This is a genomic window from Lactobacillus agrestimuris (assembly GCF_943193025.1).
In the GTDB taxonomy this organism is placed as follows: Bacteria; Bacillota; Bacilli; order Lactobacillales; family Lactobacillaceae; genus Lactobacillus; species Lactobacillus agrestimuris.
Window position 1 is genome coordinate 19,203 of sequence record NZ_CALPCQ010000013.1, and the last position, 18,440, is coordinate 37,642.

21 protein-coding genes and 1 pseudogene are annotated in these 18,440 nt (G+C 35.6%); 20 read left to right on the forward strand and 2 right to left on the reverse strand.

The window, feature by feature from the left end; genetic code table 11:
• Nucleotides 1-28 precede the first annotated feature (28 nt).
• From NFR82_RS05310 to NFR82_RS05405, 20 genes are all read left to right on the forward strand, one after another.
• Nucleotides 29-466, forward strand: a complete 438-nt coding sequence (locus NFR82_RS05310; protein ID WP_251717255.1) for a MarR family winged helix-turn-helix transcriptional regulator — start codon at nucleotides 29-31, stop codon at nucleotides 464-466.
• A gap of 25 nt (nucleotides 467-491) precedes the next feature.
• Nucleotides 492-1,460 (forward strand): beta-ketoacyl-ACP synthase III, encoded by a 969-nt coding sequence (locus NFR82_RS05315; protein ID WP_251717256.1) that lies wholly within the window; start codon nucleotides 492-494, stop codon nucleotides 1,458-1,460.
• Between the two features lie 12 nt (nucleotides 1,461-1,472).
• A complete protein-coding gene (locus tag NFR82_RS05320) occupies nucleotides 1,473-1,715 on the forward strand; it encodes an acyl carrier protein (protein ID WP_251717257.1) in 243 nt (80 codons plus the stop codon).
• The gene (locus tag NFR82_RS05325) at nucleotides 1,716-2,651 is read left to right on the forward strand and encodes an ACP S-malonyltransferase (RefSeq protein WP_251717258.1); all 936 of its coding nucleotides are present in this window, start codon (nucleotides 1,716-1,718) and stop codon (nucleotides 2,649-2,651) included.
• Nucleotides 2,648-3,376, forward strand: a complete 729-nt coding sequence (gene fabG, locus NFR82_RS05330) for a 3-oxoacyl-ACP reductase FabG (protein WP_251717259.1) — start codon at nucleotides 2,648-2,650, stop codon at nucleotides 3,374-3,376. Before NFR82_RS05325 ends, fabG begins: the two co-directional genes overlap by 4 nt.
• Nucleotides 3,377-3,384: 8 nt before the next feature.
• Nucleotides 3,385-4,617, forward strand: coding sequence for a beta-ketoacyl-ACP synthase II (gene fabF, locus NFR82_RS05335; RefSeq protein WP_251717260.1), 1,233 nt, complete (start codon nucleotides 3,385-3,387; stop codon nucleotides 4,615-4,617).
• Nucleotides 4,618-4,619: 2 nt separating this feature from the next.
• Nucleotides 4,620-5,075 carry an acetyl-CoA carboxylase biotin carboxyl carrier protein gene (gene accB, locus NFR82_RS05340; RefSeq protein WP_251717261.1) on the forward strand — a complete coding sequence of 152 codons (456 nt, stop codon included), beginning with the start codon at nucleotides 4,620-4,622 and terminating at the stop codon, nucleotides 5,073-5,075.
• A 1-nt stretch (nucleotide 5,076) separates the two neighbouring features.
• Nucleotides 5,077-5,508 carry a 3-hydroxyacyl-ACP dehydratase FabZ gene (gene fabZ, locus NFR82_RS05345; RefSeq protein ID WP_251717262.1) on the forward strand — a complete coding sequence of 144 codons (432 nt, stop codon included), beginning with the start codon at nucleotides 5,077-5,079 and terminating at the stop codon, nucleotides 5,506-5,508.
• Between the two features lie 9 nt (nucleotides 5,509-5,517).
• Nucleotides 5,518-6,903: an acetyl-CoA carboxylase biotin carboxylase subunit gene (accC, locus tag NFR82_RS05350; protein ID WP_251717263.1), complete on the forward strand. Its 1,386-nt coding sequence runs from the start codon at nucleotides 5,518-5,520 to the stop codon at nucleotides 6,901-6,903.
• Nucleotides 6,884-7,732: an acetyl-CoA carboxylase carboxyltransferase subunit beta gene (locus tag NFR82_RS05355; protein WP_251717264.1), complete on the forward strand. Its 849-nt coding sequence runs from the start codon at nucleotides 6,884-6,886 to the stop codon at nucleotides 7,730-7,732. Before accC ends, NFR82_RS05355 begins: the two co-directional genes overlap by 20 nt.
• Nucleotides 7,725-8,495 carry an acetyl-CoA carboxylase carboxyltransferase subunit alpha gene (gene accA / locus NFR82_RS05360; RefSeq protein WP_251717265.1) on the forward strand — a complete coding sequence of 257 codons (771 nt, stop codon included), beginning with the start codon at nucleotides 7,725-7,727 and terminating at the stop codon, nucleotides 8,493-8,495. Before NFR82_RS05355 ends, accA begins: the two co-directional genes overlap by 8 nt.
• Before the next feature lie 8 nt (nucleotides 8,496-8,503).
• Complete coding sequence (fabI, locus tag NFR82_RS05365; protein WP_251717266.1) at nucleotides 8,504-9,262, forward strand: enoyl-ACP reductase FabI; 759 nt, start codon at nucleotides 8,504-8,506, stop codon at nucleotides 9,260-9,262.
• Nucleotides 9,234-9,971 (forward strand): biotin--[acetyl-CoA-carboxylase] ligase, encoded by a 738-nt coding sequence (locus NFR82_RS05370; RefSeq protein ID WP_251717267.1) that lies wholly within the window; start codon nucleotides 9,234-9,236, stop codon nucleotides 9,969-9,971. Before fabI ends, NFR82_RS05370 begins: the two co-directional genes overlap by 29 nt.
• An 82-nt stretch (nucleotides 9,972-10,053) precedes the next feature.
• Entirely contained in the window at nucleotides 10,054-11,829 is a 1,776-nt protein-coding gene (gene recQ, locus NFR82_RS05375) for a DNA helicase RecQ (RefSeq protein WP_251717287.1), read from the forward strand.
• 67 nt (nucleotides 11,830-11,896) lie between these two features.
• A complete protein-coding gene (locus tag NFR82_RS05380; protein WP_251717268.1) occupies nucleotides 11,897-12,874 on the forward strand; it encodes a Gfo/Idh/MocA family protein in 978 nt (325 codons plus the stop codon).
• A gap of 112 nt (nucleotides 12,875-12,986) precedes the next feature.
• Entirely contained in the window at nucleotides 12,987-13,835 is an 849-nt protein-coding gene (locus NFR82_RS05385; protein WP_251717269.1) for a pyridoxamine kinase, read from the forward strand.
• Nucleotides 13,831-14,385: an ECF transporter S component gene (locus NFR82_RS05390; protein ID WP_251717288.1), complete on the forward strand. Its 555-nt coding sequence runs from the start codon at nucleotides 13,831-13,833 to the stop codon at nucleotides 14,383-14,385. The genes NFR82_RS05385 and NFR82_RS05390 overlap by 5 nt, the downstream gene beginning before the upstream one ends.
• An 81-nt stretch (nucleotides 14,386-14,466) precedes the next feature.
• On the forward strand, nucleotides 14,467-14,709 hold the full coding sequence (locus NFR82_RS05395; RefSeq protein ID WP_251717270.1) for a hypothetical protein: 243 nt from the start codon (nucleotides 14,467-14,469) through the stop codon (nucleotides 14,707-14,709).
• 159 nt (nucleotides 14,710-14,868) lie between these two features.
• Nucleotides 14,869-16,023, forward strand: a complete 1,155-nt coding sequence (locus tag NFR82_RS05400) for a cysteine desulfurase family protein (protein ID WP_251717271.1) — start codon at nucleotides 14,869-14,871, stop codon at nucleotides 16,021-16,023.
• Nucleotides 16,024-16,155: 132 nt separating this feature from the next.
• Nucleotides 16,156-16,971, forward strand: a complete 816-nt coding sequence (locus NFR82_RS05405) for a hypothetical protein (protein ID WP_251717272.1) — start codon at nucleotides 16,156-16,158, stop codon at nucleotides 16,969-16,971.
• A 151-nt stretch (nucleotides 16,972-17,122) separates the two neighbouring features.
• Here the strand turns inward: NFR82_RS05405 and NFR82_RS05410 are convergent, their stop codons facing one another.
• Both NFR82_RS05410 and NFR82_RS08920 read right to left on the reverse strand, forming a co-directional pair.
• Entirely contained in the window at nucleotides 17,123-17,488 is a 366-nt protein-coding gene (locus NFR82_RS05410; RefSeq protein ID WP_251717273.1) for a DUF2255 family protein, read from the reverse strand.
• 12 nt (nucleotides 17,489-17,500) lie between these two features.
• Nucleotides 17,501-18,440: pseudogene (locus NFR82_RS08920) on the reverse strand (aldo/keto reductase).

Genomic DNA, 18,440 nt, shown 5'->3' on the forward strand with positions numbered 1-18,440 from the left:
AATATTCAAACTAATAAAGGAAACAAAAATGAACGATTTATATCAAGAAATTAGCAATGCTTTATACAACACTTACTACGGAATCAATCGAATTGAAGAAGAAGAATTAAAAAAGAGTCGCTTTAATGACCTTACAGTAAAAGAGCTTCATGCAATTGATGCGATTACTGAGTATGATAATTTAACTGCTTCTCAAGTTGCTAAAAAGCTTCACCTAACTCGTGCAACTACAACATCAACAGTAGATCGCTTAGTTAAAAAAGGTTATGCCATGCGTGTTCGTGATGAAAACGACAGACGAATTATTCGAGTTAAATTAACTAGAAAAGGTCGCCTGGTCTGCAGAGCCTATCATTCATATCACAATATGATGGTCAAAAGCTTTTTACAAAATTTAGATGAAGATGAGTTAAAAACTATCTATCAAGCATTTACTAATCTTGAGAATTTTGTAAATTCTCATTAATTAAAAAAGGAAGTGGATACATTTAGTGAGAGACATAAAAATCACAGCCGCCTCAACCAGCATCCCTTCTCAAACTATTAGTAACCAACAACTGAGCGAAATCATGGATACCTCAGATGAATGGATTACGAAAAGAACCGGCATTAAATCCAGACACATTTCAAATAAAGAAAATACATCAGATTTAGCCAGCAATGTTGCTAATAAATTGCTAAAGCAGGTTAACTGGCAAGCTGAAAAGCTTGACTTGATCATAGTAGCAACAATGTCACCTGACAATATGACCCCTTCAACAGCTGCAATGGTTCAAGGTAATGTAGGTGCAGTTAACGCTTTAGCATTTGATATTTCAGCGGCTTGCTCAGGATTTTCTTATGGACTAAGCATTGCTCATGATCTAATGCTTGCCAATAATTACCAAAAAGCAATGGTAATTGGTGCAGAAGTCCTATCTAAATTAATTGACTGGAAGGATCGCTCAACCGCTGTTTTGTTCGGTGATGGAGCAGGCGGTGTCATTTTAGAAAGTAGCAATGAAAATCATTTCTTAGGGAAGGATCTTAAAACATTTGGTCAGCTTGGTGACAACTTAATTGCTGGACATACAAGCATAGCCGAAGATTTCAGAAAGAATGATCATCATTTATCTGCTTTTCAAATGGATGGAAGAGAAGTTTATAAATTTGCGACAAAGTCTGTACCGAATTCGATTATTTCGGCTACCAAATGCGTTAAAATAGCGCTCGATCAAATCGATCATTACTTACTACATCAAGCTAATAGTCGAATCATCGATCAGGTTGCACGTAAATTGAAGCAGCCCATAGATAAATTTCCAATCAACATAAATGAATATGGAAATACCGCTGCCGCAAGTGAAGCTATTTTATTAGCTGAATGTATTGAAAAAGAAGTTATTAAAAAAGGCGACGTAATCGCTCTAAGTGGTTTCGGAGGCGGATTAACTATCGCCACCATTATTTATAAATTTTAAGAGGTAATAATTATGACAAAAGAAGAAATTTTAAAAGATGTACAAGATATTGCGCAAGAAGAATTAGATGTTGAACCAGCAAAAATCACAATGGACACTAACATCAAAGAAGATTTAGACGCTGATAGTTTAGACTTATTTGAAATCTTAAATGAACTTGAAGATAAGTACGACATCGAATTAGATGCTGATGATAGTATCACAACAATCGGACAATTAGTTGATTTTGTTCAAACTCAAATGGATGCTCAATAAATGAAACTGGCAATTTTATTTAGCGGACAAGGTTCACAAAAAACCGGGATGGGATTAGATTTTTTAGAAAATCCTATTTTCAAAGAAACAATTGAAAAATCTAGTGAAGCTTGTAATCAAGATTTGATAACTGTATTTGGTAATGAACATGAAGAACTAAACAAAACTATTCATGTTCAACCCGCACTAGTTGCTTTTGAAGCTGGAATTTTTAATATGCTAAAGCAAGATCTTTCAAATCTTGAAACTAGCGCTATGATCGGTCTTTCACTTGGAGAATATGGTGCAATGTATGCAAGTGAAGCTTTATCTTTAGAAAATACTATTAGCTTAGTTGGTGATCGGGCTAAATATATGCAAGAAGATGCTAACAAAGTGGAAAATGCAATGGCTGCTTTGCTTAAGCCAAATATCGATACTGTAGCCTTGATTTTAGATAAGCTTCAAAAGAATCATGAGCGAGTATATTTATGTAATTTTAATTCACCAAAACAAGTTGTTATTGGCGGAGAAAGTTCTGCAGTTCAGGCAGCAATCAATGAAATTACCAATAACCAGGCTGCTCACAGAGTAATCAAATTAAAAGTTAACGGTGCTTTTCATACACCTTTATTTACAAATGCAAGTAGGAAAATGCACGATCGCTTAAAAAATGTACATTTTTCAAATAGCAGTACTCCAGTAATTTCAAATACTACAGTTAAACCATTTAGCAATGATTGGAATGAGGTAATGGAAGAACAGCTTTCGCATCCTACTTATTTCGGTGATTGTGTAGAATATGCAATCAAAAATTATGGAATCGATACAACCTTAGAAATTGGTCCTGGTAAAACTTTGTCTACTTTTACAAAACAAATCGATCGAAATATAATCCGCTATTCTATTGGGAACTTTGATGAATATCAAACGGTTGTTGAGGAATTTAATAAATGATTTTAAAAGATATGGTTGTTCTAATTACTGGCTCAACTAGAGGGATCGGCCGAGAAATGGCCTTGGAATTCGCTAGAGAAGGAGCAAAGGTGATTTTAAACGGTCGACATGATCTTGCAAATGACCTAAAAGAGCAGTTAGAACAAGAAAATGCAGATTATCGCTATTTACAAGCAGACCTTGCTGAAACTAATTTAAAAGAATTCGTTACTGATGCGTGGAACTGCTTTGGCAAAATCGACATCTTAGTTAACAATGCTGGCATCACAAAAGATAAAATGTTCATCAGCATGAAAGAAGCTGACTTTGATCAAGTTATAAATCTTGATCTTAAAATTCCATTTTTCTTATCAAAAGAAATGATCCGAAAAATGAATCGTCAAAAAAGTGGCCTGATCATTAACATGTCAAGTATCGTCGGTTTACACGGAAATATGGGACAAAGTAATTATGCTACTGCAAAAGCAGGATTAATCGGTTTTACAAAGTCAGTCGCTAAAGAAGCAGCGCTTCGTCATATCAGAGTAAATGCAATTGCTCCAGGAATGATTGATACAGATATGACTGAGAACCTTTCTGATCGCGTAAAAGAAAATATTGTTAAGCAGATACCTTTGGGCAGATTAGGTGAAACTAATGAAATTGCCCGAACTGCTATTTTTTTGGCCCAAAATGACTATATTACCGGTCAAACAATCGTCGTTGACGGTGGAATGACAATTTAGGAGGACGTATGAGAAGAGTTGTAATCACAGGGATGGGAGCCATTTCTCCTAATGGAAATGGCCTTAAAAACTTTGTTAACAACAGTCTAGCCGGAAAAGTTGGTATCAAACCAATTAGCAAATTCGATGCTAGCGAAACAGGTATTACTGTTGCTGGTGAAATCGATGACTTTGAGCCTACTGACTATATGGAGAAAAAAGAAGCTAGACGACTAGATCTATTTTCACAATACGCAATTCAAACTGCCAGTGAAGCAATGGAAATGGCAGGAATTACTGAAGAAAATACTAATCCTGAAGATCTTGGAGTAATTTTTGGATCAGGCATTGGTGGTCTAACAACTATTCAAGATCAAGTAATCAGAATGCATGACAAAGGACCAAAGAGAGTTAAACCACTTTTTATTCCAATGGCAATTGCCAATATGGCGGCCGGCAATATTTCAATTCGTTTTAATGCCAAAAATATTTCTACTTCAATTGTTACTGCCTGTGCAACTGGAACTAATTCAATTGGAGAGGCATATCGTCAAATTAAAGAAGGTAGAGCCCAAGTTATGATTGCTGGTGGTTCTGAAGCAACTATTAACGAAACTGCAATTTCAGGTTTTGCGGCTCTTACCGCTTTAACTAAAAATGAAGATCCAATGAATGCTTCAATGCCTTTTGACCAAAATCGTAATGGATTTGTGCTAGGTGAAGGCGCGGGTGCTATGATTCTTGAAGATTTAGAACATGCCCAAAAACGTGATGCAAAAATCTTAGGTGAAATCGTTGGCTATGGTACAACAAGTGATGCTTTTCATATTACTTCACCTGACCCTGAAGGTAATGGGGCAGCAAGAGCAATGAAACTTGCCATTGATGAAGCAGCTATTACACCAGAAAAAGTAGGCTATATTAATGCCCACGGAACTTCAACTCATGCAAATGATGTTGGAGAAAGTCGTGCTATTAAAAAGATATTTGGAAAAGACAGCAGCGTCTTAGTTTCATCCACTAAAGGGATGACTGGACATTTGCTTGGAGCCGCCGGTGCAATTGAAGCGGTTTTAACTGTTGCATCACTTTCTCAGGGAAAGTTTCCTGCTAATATCGGCTGTAAAAATCAAGATCCAGAATGTGAAATCAATCTAGTAACTAAAGAAAATCAAAATATTGATACTGACTATGCTATCTCAAATTCATTTGGATTTGGCGGTCATAATGCAGTTTTAGCATTTAAGAAATGGAGCGAATAATTTTGAAATTAGATAATATTCAAATGCTCATGAATCAATTCGAGGATTCAGATATTCGTGAATTACAAATTGATGATGGTGACTTTCACCTCTATTTGAGTAAAAACAAGTCAAATACACAAAGTAAAACTACTTTAATTTCCAATAAAGAGACAGTGCCAGTTGAAAAGACTAAGGAAGTCTCAGAAGAAGAAGCAACTACACCAGTAAAAAATACTGATACAGCAGTTCCTGCTCCAATTGTTGGTATTGTCTATTTACAACCCAGGCCTGGTAAACCAACTTATGTTGAAGTAGGTCAACATATTAATAAAGGAGACACTATCTGCATTATTGAAGCTATGAAGATGATGACTGAAGTAAAGTCACAAGTTTCAGGTACAGTAACTCAAATTAATGTTGAAAATGAAGACTTAGTAGAAGTTGATCAACCACTAATTATGGTTAAGGAAGATTAATATGACTAAGGAATTAGGAATTAAAGAAATTCAAAAGTTAATACCTCACCGCTATCCAATGCTGCTAATTGATCGAGTATTAGATTTGCAAGCTGGTAAAAGTGCAACAGCGATTCATAATGTCAGTTTTAATGAAGAAATCGTTCAGGCAAGCTCTGACAGCCAACCAGTTTTTCCAGCTCCTCTTATCGTAGAAGCAATGGCACAAACTGGTGCAGTAGCTCTTCTAAGTCAAAAAGAATTTGAAGGAAAAACCGCCTACTTTGGAGGTATCCAAGAAGCAGAATTTTTTGATCAAGCAATTCCCGGAGATCAAATGATTTTAAAAACTGAACTGACTAAGATAAAGAAAAATATTGGTATTGGAGTAGCTGAAGCAAGTATCAATGATAAAGTCATTGCCAAAGCAGAGTTAACTTTTATGATAGGTTAGGTGATTGAGATGTTTAAAAAAGTACTTATCGCAAATCGCGGAGAAATTGCTGTTCGCATCATTCGCTCTTTAAAAGAGATGGGAATCAAAACAGTTGCCATTTATTCAACAGTTGATCGTGAAAGCTTACATGTCCAATTAGCAGATGAAGCGGTTTGCGTAGGTGGACCTCAACCTAGTGAATCATATTTAAATATTAAAAACATTCTTGCCGCAGCTGTTGGAACTGGAGCTGAAGCTATTCATCCTGGTTATGGCTTTTTATCTGAAAATGCGGAATTTGCAAAAATGTGCACTGACTGCGGATTAACCTTTATTGGTCCAAAAGCTATTACTATTGACCAAATGGGCAATAAAGAACATGCTCGTCAAACTATGATTGCACATAATGTTCCTGTTACTCCAGGAAGTAAAGATTTTATCACTTCAACCAAAGAAGCTAAAGAAATTGCCAAAAAAGTCGGTTATCCAGTTTTATTAAAGGCTGCTGCCGGCGGTGGTGGTAAAGGAATTCGCCAAGTAAATGAACCATCCCAAATGGAAGACGCCTTAAATTCTGCTCAAACTGAGGCCAAGAATGATTTTGGCGATGACCGTATGTATCTTGAAAAGGTCATGCGAAATGTAAAGCATATCGAAGTTCAGATTTTTCGTGATCGATTTGGAAACACTGTCTACTTCCCCGAAAGAGATTGTTCTCTTCAAAGAAATAAACAAAAAGTCTTGGAAGAGAGTGTCTGCGAATTAATTACTGAAAAGGAACGAAAGAAATTAGGTCAAATTGCCATTAATGCAGCAAATGCGGCCGAATACCTTAACACTGGTACTATTGAGTTTCTAATGGATCAAGATCACAACTTTTACTTCATGGAAATGAATACTAGGATTCAAGTTGAACATACGGTAACAGAAATGGTTAGTGGAGTAGATTTAGTTAAGGCTCAAATCATTGTTGCCGCTGGAGGAAAATTACCATTTAAGCAAGAGGATTTAGCCGCTAAAGGGCACGCAATTGAATGTAGAATCAACGCTGAAGATGCACTAAATAAGTTTATGCCTTCAATTGGAAATATTGATTATTTATACCTTCCGGTTGGAAATCCTGGAATGAGAATTGACTCTGCCTTATACCAAGGTGAAAAGATTTCACCATTTTACGATTCAATGATTGCAAAAGTCGTTGCCTTTGGTAAGACTCGCTCTGAAGCTATTGCCAAGATGAAACGACTTTTGCAAGAAATGATTATTCGCGGAATTACTACTAACCAAGAATTTCATCTAGCAATTTTAGAAGATCCAACCTTTATTAAAGGTAATTTTACTAATACTTATCTTGAGCAATCATTCTTACCAAACTGGAAGGAGACTATAAAAGATGAAGTTGTTTCAGCATAAAAATACTTTAACTGAAAACCATATAAAAGCAGACAAAGCAGCTGACGACAAAGTTCCCGACGGTTTGATTAAACGTTGTCCTAAGTGCGGAGAAGAAATTTTTGCTGACAAATTAGATGAGTATGCAATCTGTCCTTCATGTGATTATGGTTTTAGAATTTCGGCCAAAAAACGACTTACTTGGTTAGTCGATAACTTAGATGAGTGGGATGCTGAAATTTGTCCTTCTAATCCTCTAGACTTTCCTAATTACGAAGAAAAAATTCAAAAGGCTCAAAAGATTAGTGGAATCAATGAATCAGTTTTAACTGGACTAGCTACAATCGCTAATATCAAATTTGCCTTAGGTATCATGGATCCAAACTTCATTATGGGATCTTTAGGTCAAATGACAGGTGAAAAGTTAACCCGTTTGTTCGAAAGAGCCACTGAGCAACACTTACCAGTTGTTTTATTCACTGCTTCTGGCGGTGCTCGAATGCAAGAAGGAATTTGTTCCTTAGTACAAATGGCAAAAGTTTCAAATAGTGTTGCCCGTCACAACCAAGCAGGTTTACTTTATATCACTGTTTTAACTGATCCGACAACTGGTGGTGTTACTGCTAGTTTTGCAAGCCAAGCTGATATTACTTTGGCCGAACCACATGCAATGGTTGGTTTTGCGGGAAGACGAGTGATTGAACAAACAATTCATGAAAAAATTCGTCCAGACTTACAAGATGCCGAAAATGTTTTAAAACATGGTTTTATCGATCAAATTATAAAAAGACAGGATGAAAAAGCTACTTTGACTTGGCTATTAAGAAACGGTGGTGAATATCATGAATAAATCAGCAATGGAAGTTGTTAGGGCAGCCAGATCTGAAAAGCATATCACTGGTCATGAAATTCGTAAGGTCCTTTTTCCTGATTTTTTCGAGTTACACGGCGACAGATTAAGTGGAGACGATCCAGCTATTGTCGGTGGAATTGCAACTTTTCACGGAAAAGCAGTCACAGTTATTACTACTAGTCGCGGTCACGGCATTAAAGAAAGAATGGAAAAGCATTTTGGCCAACCTGAACCAAGTGGCTACCGCAAAGCTCTTAGATTAATCAAGAATGCAGCCAAGTTTCATCGTCCAGTTCTACTCTTTGTTGATACAGCAGGGGCATATCCTGGCAAAAGTGCCGAAGAAAATGGACAAGGACAGGCAATTGCTCAAAATCTTTTAGAAATTGGGCAAGTAAAAACCCCGGTAATCACGGTTATGTATGGTGAAGGTGGATCTGGTGGTGCTCTTGCTTTAGCCTGCGGTGATGAAGTTTGGATGATGGAAGATAGCATTTTTTCAGTACTTTCACCAGAAGGATTTTCTTCAATTCTTTGGAAAGACTCCAGTAAAGTCGAAAAAGCCGCAGAAATGATGAAACTTACTCCAAATGATTTACTTGAGTTAAAGATCATTGAAGGTATTATTGATGAGCCAAATGATCACACCACAGTTCTTAAGAATATTGATCAGGTTTTGACAACAGAATTGGCCAAATTGCAGCAGCTTTCTGATGATGAACTAATTCAAAGACGCTATAACAGATTTAGAAAATTTTAGGTGAAAATATGAACGGTTTTTTAGATGGTAAAAAAATACTCGTAATGGGTGTTGCTAATAATAAATCTATCGCTTGGGGATGTGCTCAAGCAATGGAAAAACAAGGTGCGGAAATAATTTATACATATCAAAATGAACGCTTGAAGAAATTCATTTCAAAATTAGTTGATGATGAGAATCGCTTAATCGAATGTGATGTTGCAAGTGATGAAAGTATTTCTCAAGCATTTTCAAAGGTTGAAGATCGTTTTGGAAAAATTGATGGAATTGTTCATGCAATTGCTTTTGCAAAAAAAGAAGAACTTGGCGGCTCCATTCTTAACTCTACACGAGAAGGATATAATCAAGCTTTAGATATTTCTTCATATTCACTTTTAGCAGTCGCTAAAGCCGGACAAAAAATATTAAACACACCTTCTAGCATAGTTACCCTTACTTATATGGGAAGCAGTCGAGCACTTCCTAACTACAACACTATGGGAATCGCAAAAGCTGCATTGGAATCTGGAATGCGTTATTTAGCTAGAGACATGGGTGAAGAAGGGACCCGAGTTAATGCAATCTCAGCTGGAGCCATGAGAACTTTAGCTGTTTCAGGTATTAAGGGCCACAGTGATTTAATCAAGATATCTCAAAGTGAAACTGTTGATGGTGTTAATGTAACCCAAGAAGAAGTGGGTAATACCTGTGCCTTCTTAATGAGTGATTTGGCCACCGGAATTACTGGAGATGTAATCTATGTTGATAAAGGTGTCCACCTTAGATAATATAAAAGTTTTTCATTATGATCTTGTGACCTCTACTCAAGATTTAGCAAAAGATTATTTAGAAAAGAATTATGTTCCGGCCGTTTTTATTGCTGATGCTCAATCATCAGGTTACGGTAAGCAGGGCAGGAAATTCTACTCACCTAAAGATACAGGAATATACTTCAGTCTCACTATTCCTAACTTTACTTATGAAGTAAAACAAATTAGTCTCTTAACTCCTTATGTTGCTTTGAATTTGGTTAAAGCACTTGAAAAGTTCTTTCCTTCGATCAATTTTAAAATCAAGTGGGTTAACGATATTTATATTGCTAATCAAAAAATAGCAGGTATTTTAACAGAATTTTATAATGGTGGCTTGATTATTGGTGTTGGAATAAATATTAATACGACTAGTTTTCCCTCCGATTTACAAAAAACTGCTACCAGTATTACTGACGATAGTTTTAATAAAGAAAAAATCAGTTCTAGTCTCATTAATGCAACTTCTTATGCAGTTAAAAATTACAATAAAGATAATTTCCTTGATAACTACCGAGCATACTCCAACATTTTAAATCAAAAAATCAAATTTAAGGCTGGTAATAAACTGTACTGCGGACGTGCTCTTGAAATAAACGATCAGGGGCAGTTAATCGTTATGGATGATTCAGATCATAAAAAACTTACTTTTAGCAGCGGAGAAATTACAAAAATAATCTTAAATTAAATAAACGGATTAACTTCAAGAACAGTTAATCCGTTTTTGCTATCTTGCAAAATTATTCCACACAAGTTTTAATAAACATATGATGAATCCACAAAAAATTTTAAAACAAACATTTGGATATAGTGACTTTCGACCTGGTCAAAAAGAAGTAATTGATCGAGTTCTAAAGGGTGAAAACGTTCTTGGAGTAATGCCTACAGGCGCTGGTAAATCGATCTGTTATCAGATTCCAGCATTAATGAATCCTGGACTTACTTTAGTCATTTCACCTTTAATTTCCTTAATGAAAGACCAAATCGACTCACTAAATCAAAACGGAATCCATGCGGCCGCTCTAAACTCTACGACTCCTCAAGAAGAGGTTAATCCAATCTTGCGTAAGGCATACGAAGGTGAAATCAAGCTGCTTTACATGACTCCAGAGCGTCTTGCAATGGATTATTTCCGTTATCAGCTTAACTTTATCGATGTTGACTTAGTTGCAGTTGATGAGGCTCACTGCATTTCTCAATGGGGTCATGACTTTCGACCAGCCTATCGCGAAATCTATGCTGGAATTAAATCCTTAAAGAGTAAACCAAATATCTTAGCACTTACAGCCACAGCAACACCCGCAGTTCAAAAGGATATTGCTGAACAGCTTAACATTCCCGAAAGTAACTTCATTATTACTTCCTTCACTCGTCCCAATTTAAGCTTTCAGGTAGTTAATTCACCAAAAGATACGGATCTTTATATTTATGATTATATTAAGAGTCACGGTGATGAAGCAGGAATTGTCTATACTAATACTCGTAAAAAGGTAGAAGAAATTACTAACTATTTGAGAAAAAAGGGAATCTCGGTGGCTTCTTATCATGGCGGAATGGACAGTCAAACTCGTGAAAAAGTGCAAGATGACTTTCAATATGACCGCATTCAAATTATTGTTGCTACCAATGCCTTTGGGATGGGGATCGATAAAAGTAACGTTAGATTTGTAATCCATGCTAACAGTGCAAAAAATATTGAATCTTATTACCAAGAAGCGGGGCGTGCCGGAAGAGATGGCGCACCTTGCGAGGCCCTACTAATTTACAAACCAGGTGACTTAAGAACGTATCGCTGGTTTATTGAACAATCTGATATGGATAATCAGTATCGAAAAATTCAGTTTACTAAGCTTGCGGCCATTACTCAATATGCCAACACTACTAAATGCTTACAACAATTTATCGTTCAGTACTTTGGTCAAGACTGTGAACCATGCGGTAAGTGTTCTAATTGCACTGATAAACGAGAAGAGATTGATATTACTGAAGATGCCAAAAAAGTTATCTCTATGGTTTATGAATTTGACGGTAGATTTGGTAAAAGTATTGTCGCCCAAGCAGTTACTGGTTCTAAAAATAAGAGAATGGAAGAAATCAATGCTTCTAATCTTGATCATTACGGCAGTTTAAAAATGCGCCAAAATGAAGCCCTTAGTTTAATTAACTATTTAATTGCTAATGACTATTTAGAATTAGCTGGGGATGAATATCCAATTGTTCATGCAACTAATAATGGTTGGGATTTACTCGATGGTAAGAAAAAAGTCTTTCGAAAACAAGAAGTTAAGCCGATTAAAGCTAAAACTAATCTTGAACAAAATACTGGTTTATTTGAAGCACTCAAAGATAAGCGGCTAGAATTGGCCAAAGAACAACATGTTCCGGCCTTTATGATTTTTTCAGACCGCTCACTCTATGATATGGTTCGTTTAAAACCAAAAACCGAAAGCGAATTTCTAGAGGTCAGCGGAGTAGGTCAAGCTAAGATGAAACGTTATGGTCAAGAAATGTTGGCGATCATTTCGGAATATAAGGAGCAGCAATAATTTACTTAATAGTGTATACTTATATAATGATAGCGTTTACGTATGTGATATAAAAAAAGGAGGCCCTATGAAGTTATTAATTGCTGGTTCAGGTTTTATTGTTGAAGATTGGTTACCAATTGCTAAAGATTTACCCGAAATTACTTTATCAGGAATTGTAAGTACTAAAAGAAGCCAGGAAAAGGCTGAAGGTATGGCTAAAAAGTTTGGCATTAGTAAAGTATTTACCGACTATGATCAAGCCCTAAAAGAAAGTGAAGCAGACACTGTCTATGTGGCTGTTCCTAACTTTCTTCATTATGAATTTAGTAAAAAGGCTTTACTTGCAGGTAAGAATGTCATTTGTGAAAAGCCATTTACTGTTAAATACGCTGAATTTAAAGAATTAAAGAAATTGGCCCTAGAAAAGAAGTTAGTGCTATTAGAAGCAATCACTAATCAATATTTGACCAATTATCAAGAAATAAAGGACAAGCTTGATGATCTTGGCCCGATTAAAATTGTTTCAATGAATTATTCCCAATATTCTCACCGTTATGATGCTTTTAAACGTGGTGAAATTCAACCTGTTTTTGATCCTAAAAAAGGCGGTGGAGCCTTAATGGATCTAAACATCTACAACATTCACTTTATTGTCGGTCTGTTTGGTATGCCAAAAGAAGTTCATTACTTGGCCAATATCCAACGCGGAGTTGATACTTCAGGTATCTTAACTTTAGATTATGGCGATTTTAAGGCCGTCGCAATCGCTGCTAAAGACGTTGGTGCTCCAATTACTTCATTGATTGAAGGCGAGAAGATGTCATTAGTAGTTAACGGTGCACCTAATGTGTTAGACTCATTTGATCTTTTCCATAATTCAGAAAAGCTTGACCACTTCGATAAGAAGGTTCACTCACACCGTATGTATGAAGAGTTTGCCAAGTTCAGTAAGATTATCGCTGAAAACGATTTTGACGCTGTTAAGGCAGCATTAGATCATAGTGATGAAGTAATGCAAGTCTTACAAGCTGCTTGTGATGATGCGGGACTTGAATTAGAATAATGAAAACAATCTCTTTTAATTAAAGCAAGGATTTATTTAAGTCCTTGCTTTTTCTTGATATGATATAGAAAACACTTTTTATTATTTATATTTAAAGGAATTGACAAAAATAATGACAAAAACCGTTTTAATTAGCCAAGATCTATCTTGTTTTGGTCAGGTATCAATGGAACTGGCACTTCCAATCATCGGTACATGTGGTTATCAAACTTCAATTTTACCAACCGCGCTTTTATCAACACACACTGGTGGTTTTGGTAAAAATACCTTCCTAGATTTATCTAATGAAATGACTAAAATTGTAAGTCATTGGCAAAAATTAAAATTAAGTTTTGATGCTATCTACTTAGGCTATCTTGGTAACGGGGCAATTGACTTTTGGATTGACAATATAGCTAGCCTTAAGTCAGAAGGTAATATTATCTTACTAGATCCTGCTATGGCCGATCATGGGAAATTGTATAGCGGATTTGATGAAGCATGCGTAGAAAAAATGCAACAATTGGCTTCTAATGCTACAATTTTGACTCCAAATATGACGGAAGCTCTTTTACTATTAGATAAAGATCCTAAACAAGTAGAAGATTCATCTCTTGCTTTTGCTAAAAAAGTTGCAAAGCAATTAAGCAAAAAATTCAAAATTGAGCAAATAATTATTACAGGGATTGCACTTTCAGATAAAATAATAGGAATTGTTGGATATGATCATGGTAATTTATGGACTATTAAAAGAAACAAAATTTCAAGATCCTTCTTTGGGACAGGCGACATGTTTGCTAGCAGCCTTTTAGCTGCATATCTTTCAAATAATGATTTGAAGTTGGCTAGTCAGCTTGCTGCAGAATTTATTGAAACCGCCATTAACCATACCAATGAAAGGCAGGATAACAGATTAGGTCCTAATTATTCGGCAGGATTAATGAGATTAGTGGAAAAGTTGAGTGTGAATAATGAACATTAGAGAAAATAAAAACTCCTTACAAGCTTTAATCTTAACGGGCTTATTTGCGGCAATTATTTATCTGGGTATTTGGGTGTTAAGAATTCCTGTTCCTGCCATGGTAGGGAGACCATTTATTCACTTCGGTAATACTCTTACTGCAGTGGCAATTTTGATTTTAGGTTATCGAAACGGAATGTTAGCTGGAATTATTGGCCTAGGTGGATTCGATATTTTAAATGGATACGCTGCTACTTCTTGGTTAACTATGCTAGAAGTGTTTGTGGTTGCTAGCATAATTTCTATAGTTTATAAAGGGATGAACTATCAAGATAGCAAAGCAAATATCATTATTATCGGTATCATTGCAGGGATAACTAAAATTGGTACGACTTATCTCGTTTCAATCGTTGAGGCCTTAATAATTGGTACTAGTTTAAAAGTAGCATATATTGCCTCATTCATGAGCTTGCCGGCAACAGTAGTTAATTCAATTAGTACTGCAATCTGTACACCGCTACTATACTTTGCATTTACAAAGGCTGGTAAGAAATTATTGCGAATAAATTAAGCTTTTTATTTAACATCTTTTTTATGAATGACTTATAATTAATTGTGAAAGCGATTTATCTAGAATACGGAGGCATTTATTATGAAAGCTAGACACATTGTTTTAATTACTCTTGGAACAATTGCAGCTGGTGTTGCTACTGCAGTAGGTACAAAGAAATTTATGAATAAAAAGCACGATATAGATTCAGAAGATGATCGTGGCGTTTCACCAGTTAGAATCTATGAAGATGAAAAAGAAGAAGATTCAACTGAAAATGATGATGGCATCCCTAACTTAAAAGCTGATGCAATTAACGATGGTTATAAGCCAACCGAATATTAGAAAATTTATAAAGGCACTTTCCAGACGAAAGTGCCTTTTTACTTAACATCATTAAAAATTATGTTAAGTATTCAATGATTTCATTAACTATCGACAATTGTTGATAATACTTACTTTTAGTAATATACTTGTTAAAGTTACTAAAAAGGAGCTTTTTTGATGAATAAAAGAATTTATCTAGATAACGCAGGAACGACGCCAATGGCTCCTGAGGTTATTGATACCATGACTGAAATGATGAAAAATGTCTTTGGGAATGCTTCTGCAACCAATTACTATGGACGTGAAGCAAAAAATATTCTTGAAACTAGTCGTTATACAATTGCTCAGTCAATTAATGCTAAGGACAGTGAGATTATCTTTACTAGTGGTGGTACAGAAAGTGATAACACCGCTATTATGCAAACAGCTATGTTACGTCAGACTGAAGGAAAACATATCATTTCCACAAAGATCGAACATGAAGCCGTTTTAAAGCCCTTGAAACGTTTAGAAAAAATGGGTTTTGAAGTAACATACTTAGATGTCGATGAAAAAGGTCAAATTAATCTTGAGGATTTAAAAAAGGCAATTCGTCCAGATACCATCTTAGTTACTATCATGACTATTAACAACGAAGTAGGTAGTGTACAACCAATTAAGGAAATCGGTGAAATCGTTGCTGAATCTAATGCATGGTTCCATACTGATGCAGTGCAGGCATACGGTGAAATTCCACTTGATGTTGAAGAAATGAAAATCGACCTTTTATCAACTTCTGCTCATAAGTTGAACGGTCCTAAACTTATTGGCTTCTTATATGAACGCGATGGAATCGATTTACCATCTTATTTGCAGGGTGGGGACCAAGAACTAAAGCGACGCGCTGGAACTGAAAATGTTCCCGCAATTGCGGGCTTTGCTAAGGCTGCAGAACTTCACTCAAATGATGCTATTGAAAAGAATCGTGAAAAATATTTATCATTTAAGAAAGCACTAGTTGAAGGCCTTAAAGAAAACGGTATTGACTTTGAAATCAATGGTAATCTCGAAGAAAACATGGCACCACAAGTTATCAATATTTGGTTTAAAGGCATTAAGAGTGATGTTCTCTTAACTAATCTCGATCTAGACGGAATTGTAGGGGCGGCTGGTTCAGCATGTACGGCCGGTTCTCTTAATCCATCACACGTTTTAGTTGCGATGTTTGGTGCAGATAATCCACGTGTATATGAATCGCTTAGATTCAGTTTTAGTATCGAAAATACTATGGATGATATTCATCAATTAGTTGAGACATTAACTAAAATAATTACCCGTTTAAAGAACAGATAAATAAAAGTAAAGTCTATATTTATTAAATTTGCGTTAAGTGCAGTCAGCTTTGTAAGTGTTTTTTAAAAGAAAGATGGCAAAATCTTTGATACAATACGAGTATAAGATAAGTTATTAGATTGAGGGAAAAATATGAAAAAACAAATCGGTATAACTGCTGCCATTTTAATGGCCTTATCATTAGCTGCTTGTTCAAATCAAAGTCAAAGTAGCAATTCAAATAGTTCTGCATCAAGTTCTAAGGTTCAAAAGAACAACACTTCAAAATCTGAAAGTAAAACAAGTGAATCATCAAGTAGTTCTCAAGAATCATCTTCACAAGCACCTGAACAAAACAGAATGGATAACCTTACTGCTAAGTTGCGTAAGGCACTCCCAGGTATGCTTTTACCAACTAAAGATGGTCTAGGCACAGGTTCAGATAAATTAAACGTACGTTACACTTCTGAAGGTAATGTAAATACTGTTTACTACAGCGTTGGTAATACAACTTCTGACTTTAACGCAAGTAATTTAAAGAATGAAAAGCCTTATGCTGTTTTAAAGGAAGTTAAAAATGCTTCTGAAAGCGAAGCCAGTGACATCATTAACTACTCACCGGAACAACAAGGTTTACCAACAACTAAGCTTGACGATAGCACCACTGCAACTACTCAAGGTGCAGCTGGCCAAAAGTACTTGCAATGGAACAAGGATAAATATTCATTTGTTATCCAAGCAAGTAGCATGATGAAGCAAGATCCAACTAAACGTGGTAAAGAAGTACTCGCTTTAGTTAATAAATATGGTGTTCCAGGAACAACTTCAAATGGTAATCTTCATGTAACCTTAGGTGATAGTGTTGGTTCACTTAATACAGTTATTGCATGGCAAGATGGTAAGAATGTTTACCAAATTAAGGCGCATGATACTGAAACTGCATTAAAGATGCTTGCAAGTTTGAAGTAAATCCTAGACTTTGGCATTATATATAATTGAAGAGAGCTTCTACATTTATGTCCTAATAAAAGAGGATATAAAGAAAAAATTACAATTTAAAGAATAGTAAAAAGACTCAAGAGAGAAATTTCTTGAGTCTTTTTGCATTATAATACTATTTTTATTCTAAAATTAATTCAACCGTTGCATCAGCACACTTGTCAGAAACCATCATATCAATTGGGTATTGACCATGATACTTTTCTAAATAAACTTTAGTAACTTGTTCTTCTTCATTTTTGTCAGTAACAGGAAGATATTTGATCTTAAAAATTTGTCCGTTTACTTCAATTTGACCACCATTTTTAAGGTCTTCTTGGTACCATTTACTTTCACGTCCTTTACCAGCTCGTAAGTAAACATGATTACCAATGGTTACTGCCCAAAGAGGATTGTCTTGAAATGGTTGCTTGCTATCATCATAAGGTTGATTTTTAATTGTAGTACTTTGATTAATTTTATCAATTATTTCTTTTGACCAGGTCATAGATATTCTCCTTTATTCGTTCATATCTGGTTCCCAACTACCAGTAGTATTAACATTAATTTTAGCAGCAATATTTTCTAATTCTTTAACTTCAGCATCAGTTAAGCGTGCAGCAGCAACTTGAGCAGCATCTTCAACTTGGTTAACTTTAGTCACCCCAATAATTGGGAAAGTACCTTTAGAAAGGGCCCATGCCATTGCAGTTTGTGCTGCAGACAAGTCGTGCTTTTTACCAATTTCTGTTAACTTTTCAACTAAATCAGTTAATTCAGGTAACTTATCATTGTAGACTTGTGCACGAACACTACCAGCAGGGAAGGGATTATTAACATTATATTTACCAGTTAAGGCTCCTTGTTCTAAGACCATGTATGCAAAGAATTCTAAATTATTTTCTTTACAGTAATCTAAGATTCCGGCTTCTTCTGAACTGCGATCTAGTAAGCTTAAGTGGTTCTGAACAGCATCTAATTTAAAGCCCTCTTCAGCTAAGATTTCTTGGACACGTTTGATTTCACTTAAAGTATGGTTAGAAACACCAACATGTTTAATTTTTCCTGTTTTTAACACTGGTAAGAGATCATGGGTCCATTTTTCAACGTCAGCGTCGTTGTGAATCCAGTAATAATCAATAATCAATGTAATCAGTCTTTAAGCGTTTCAAACTTTCATCAAGCATTGTTTGAACGGGATTATCAGTAGCAGGTGCCATTTGAGGAGTGAACTTAGTAGAAATAGTTAGTTCACTACGTGGAGTGTTTGCCATTAAATCACCTAAAATTTCTTCAGATCCACCATTACCATAAGTAGTAGCAGTATCAAAGAAAGTTAATCCTTTGACAATAGCAGCATCATAAACGGGACGGAAGTGATCTTCATCATAATTATTACCAAAGTAACTATTATTATCTCCCCATGCCCAAGTTCCGAGTACAATTGTATTTTTAGTCAT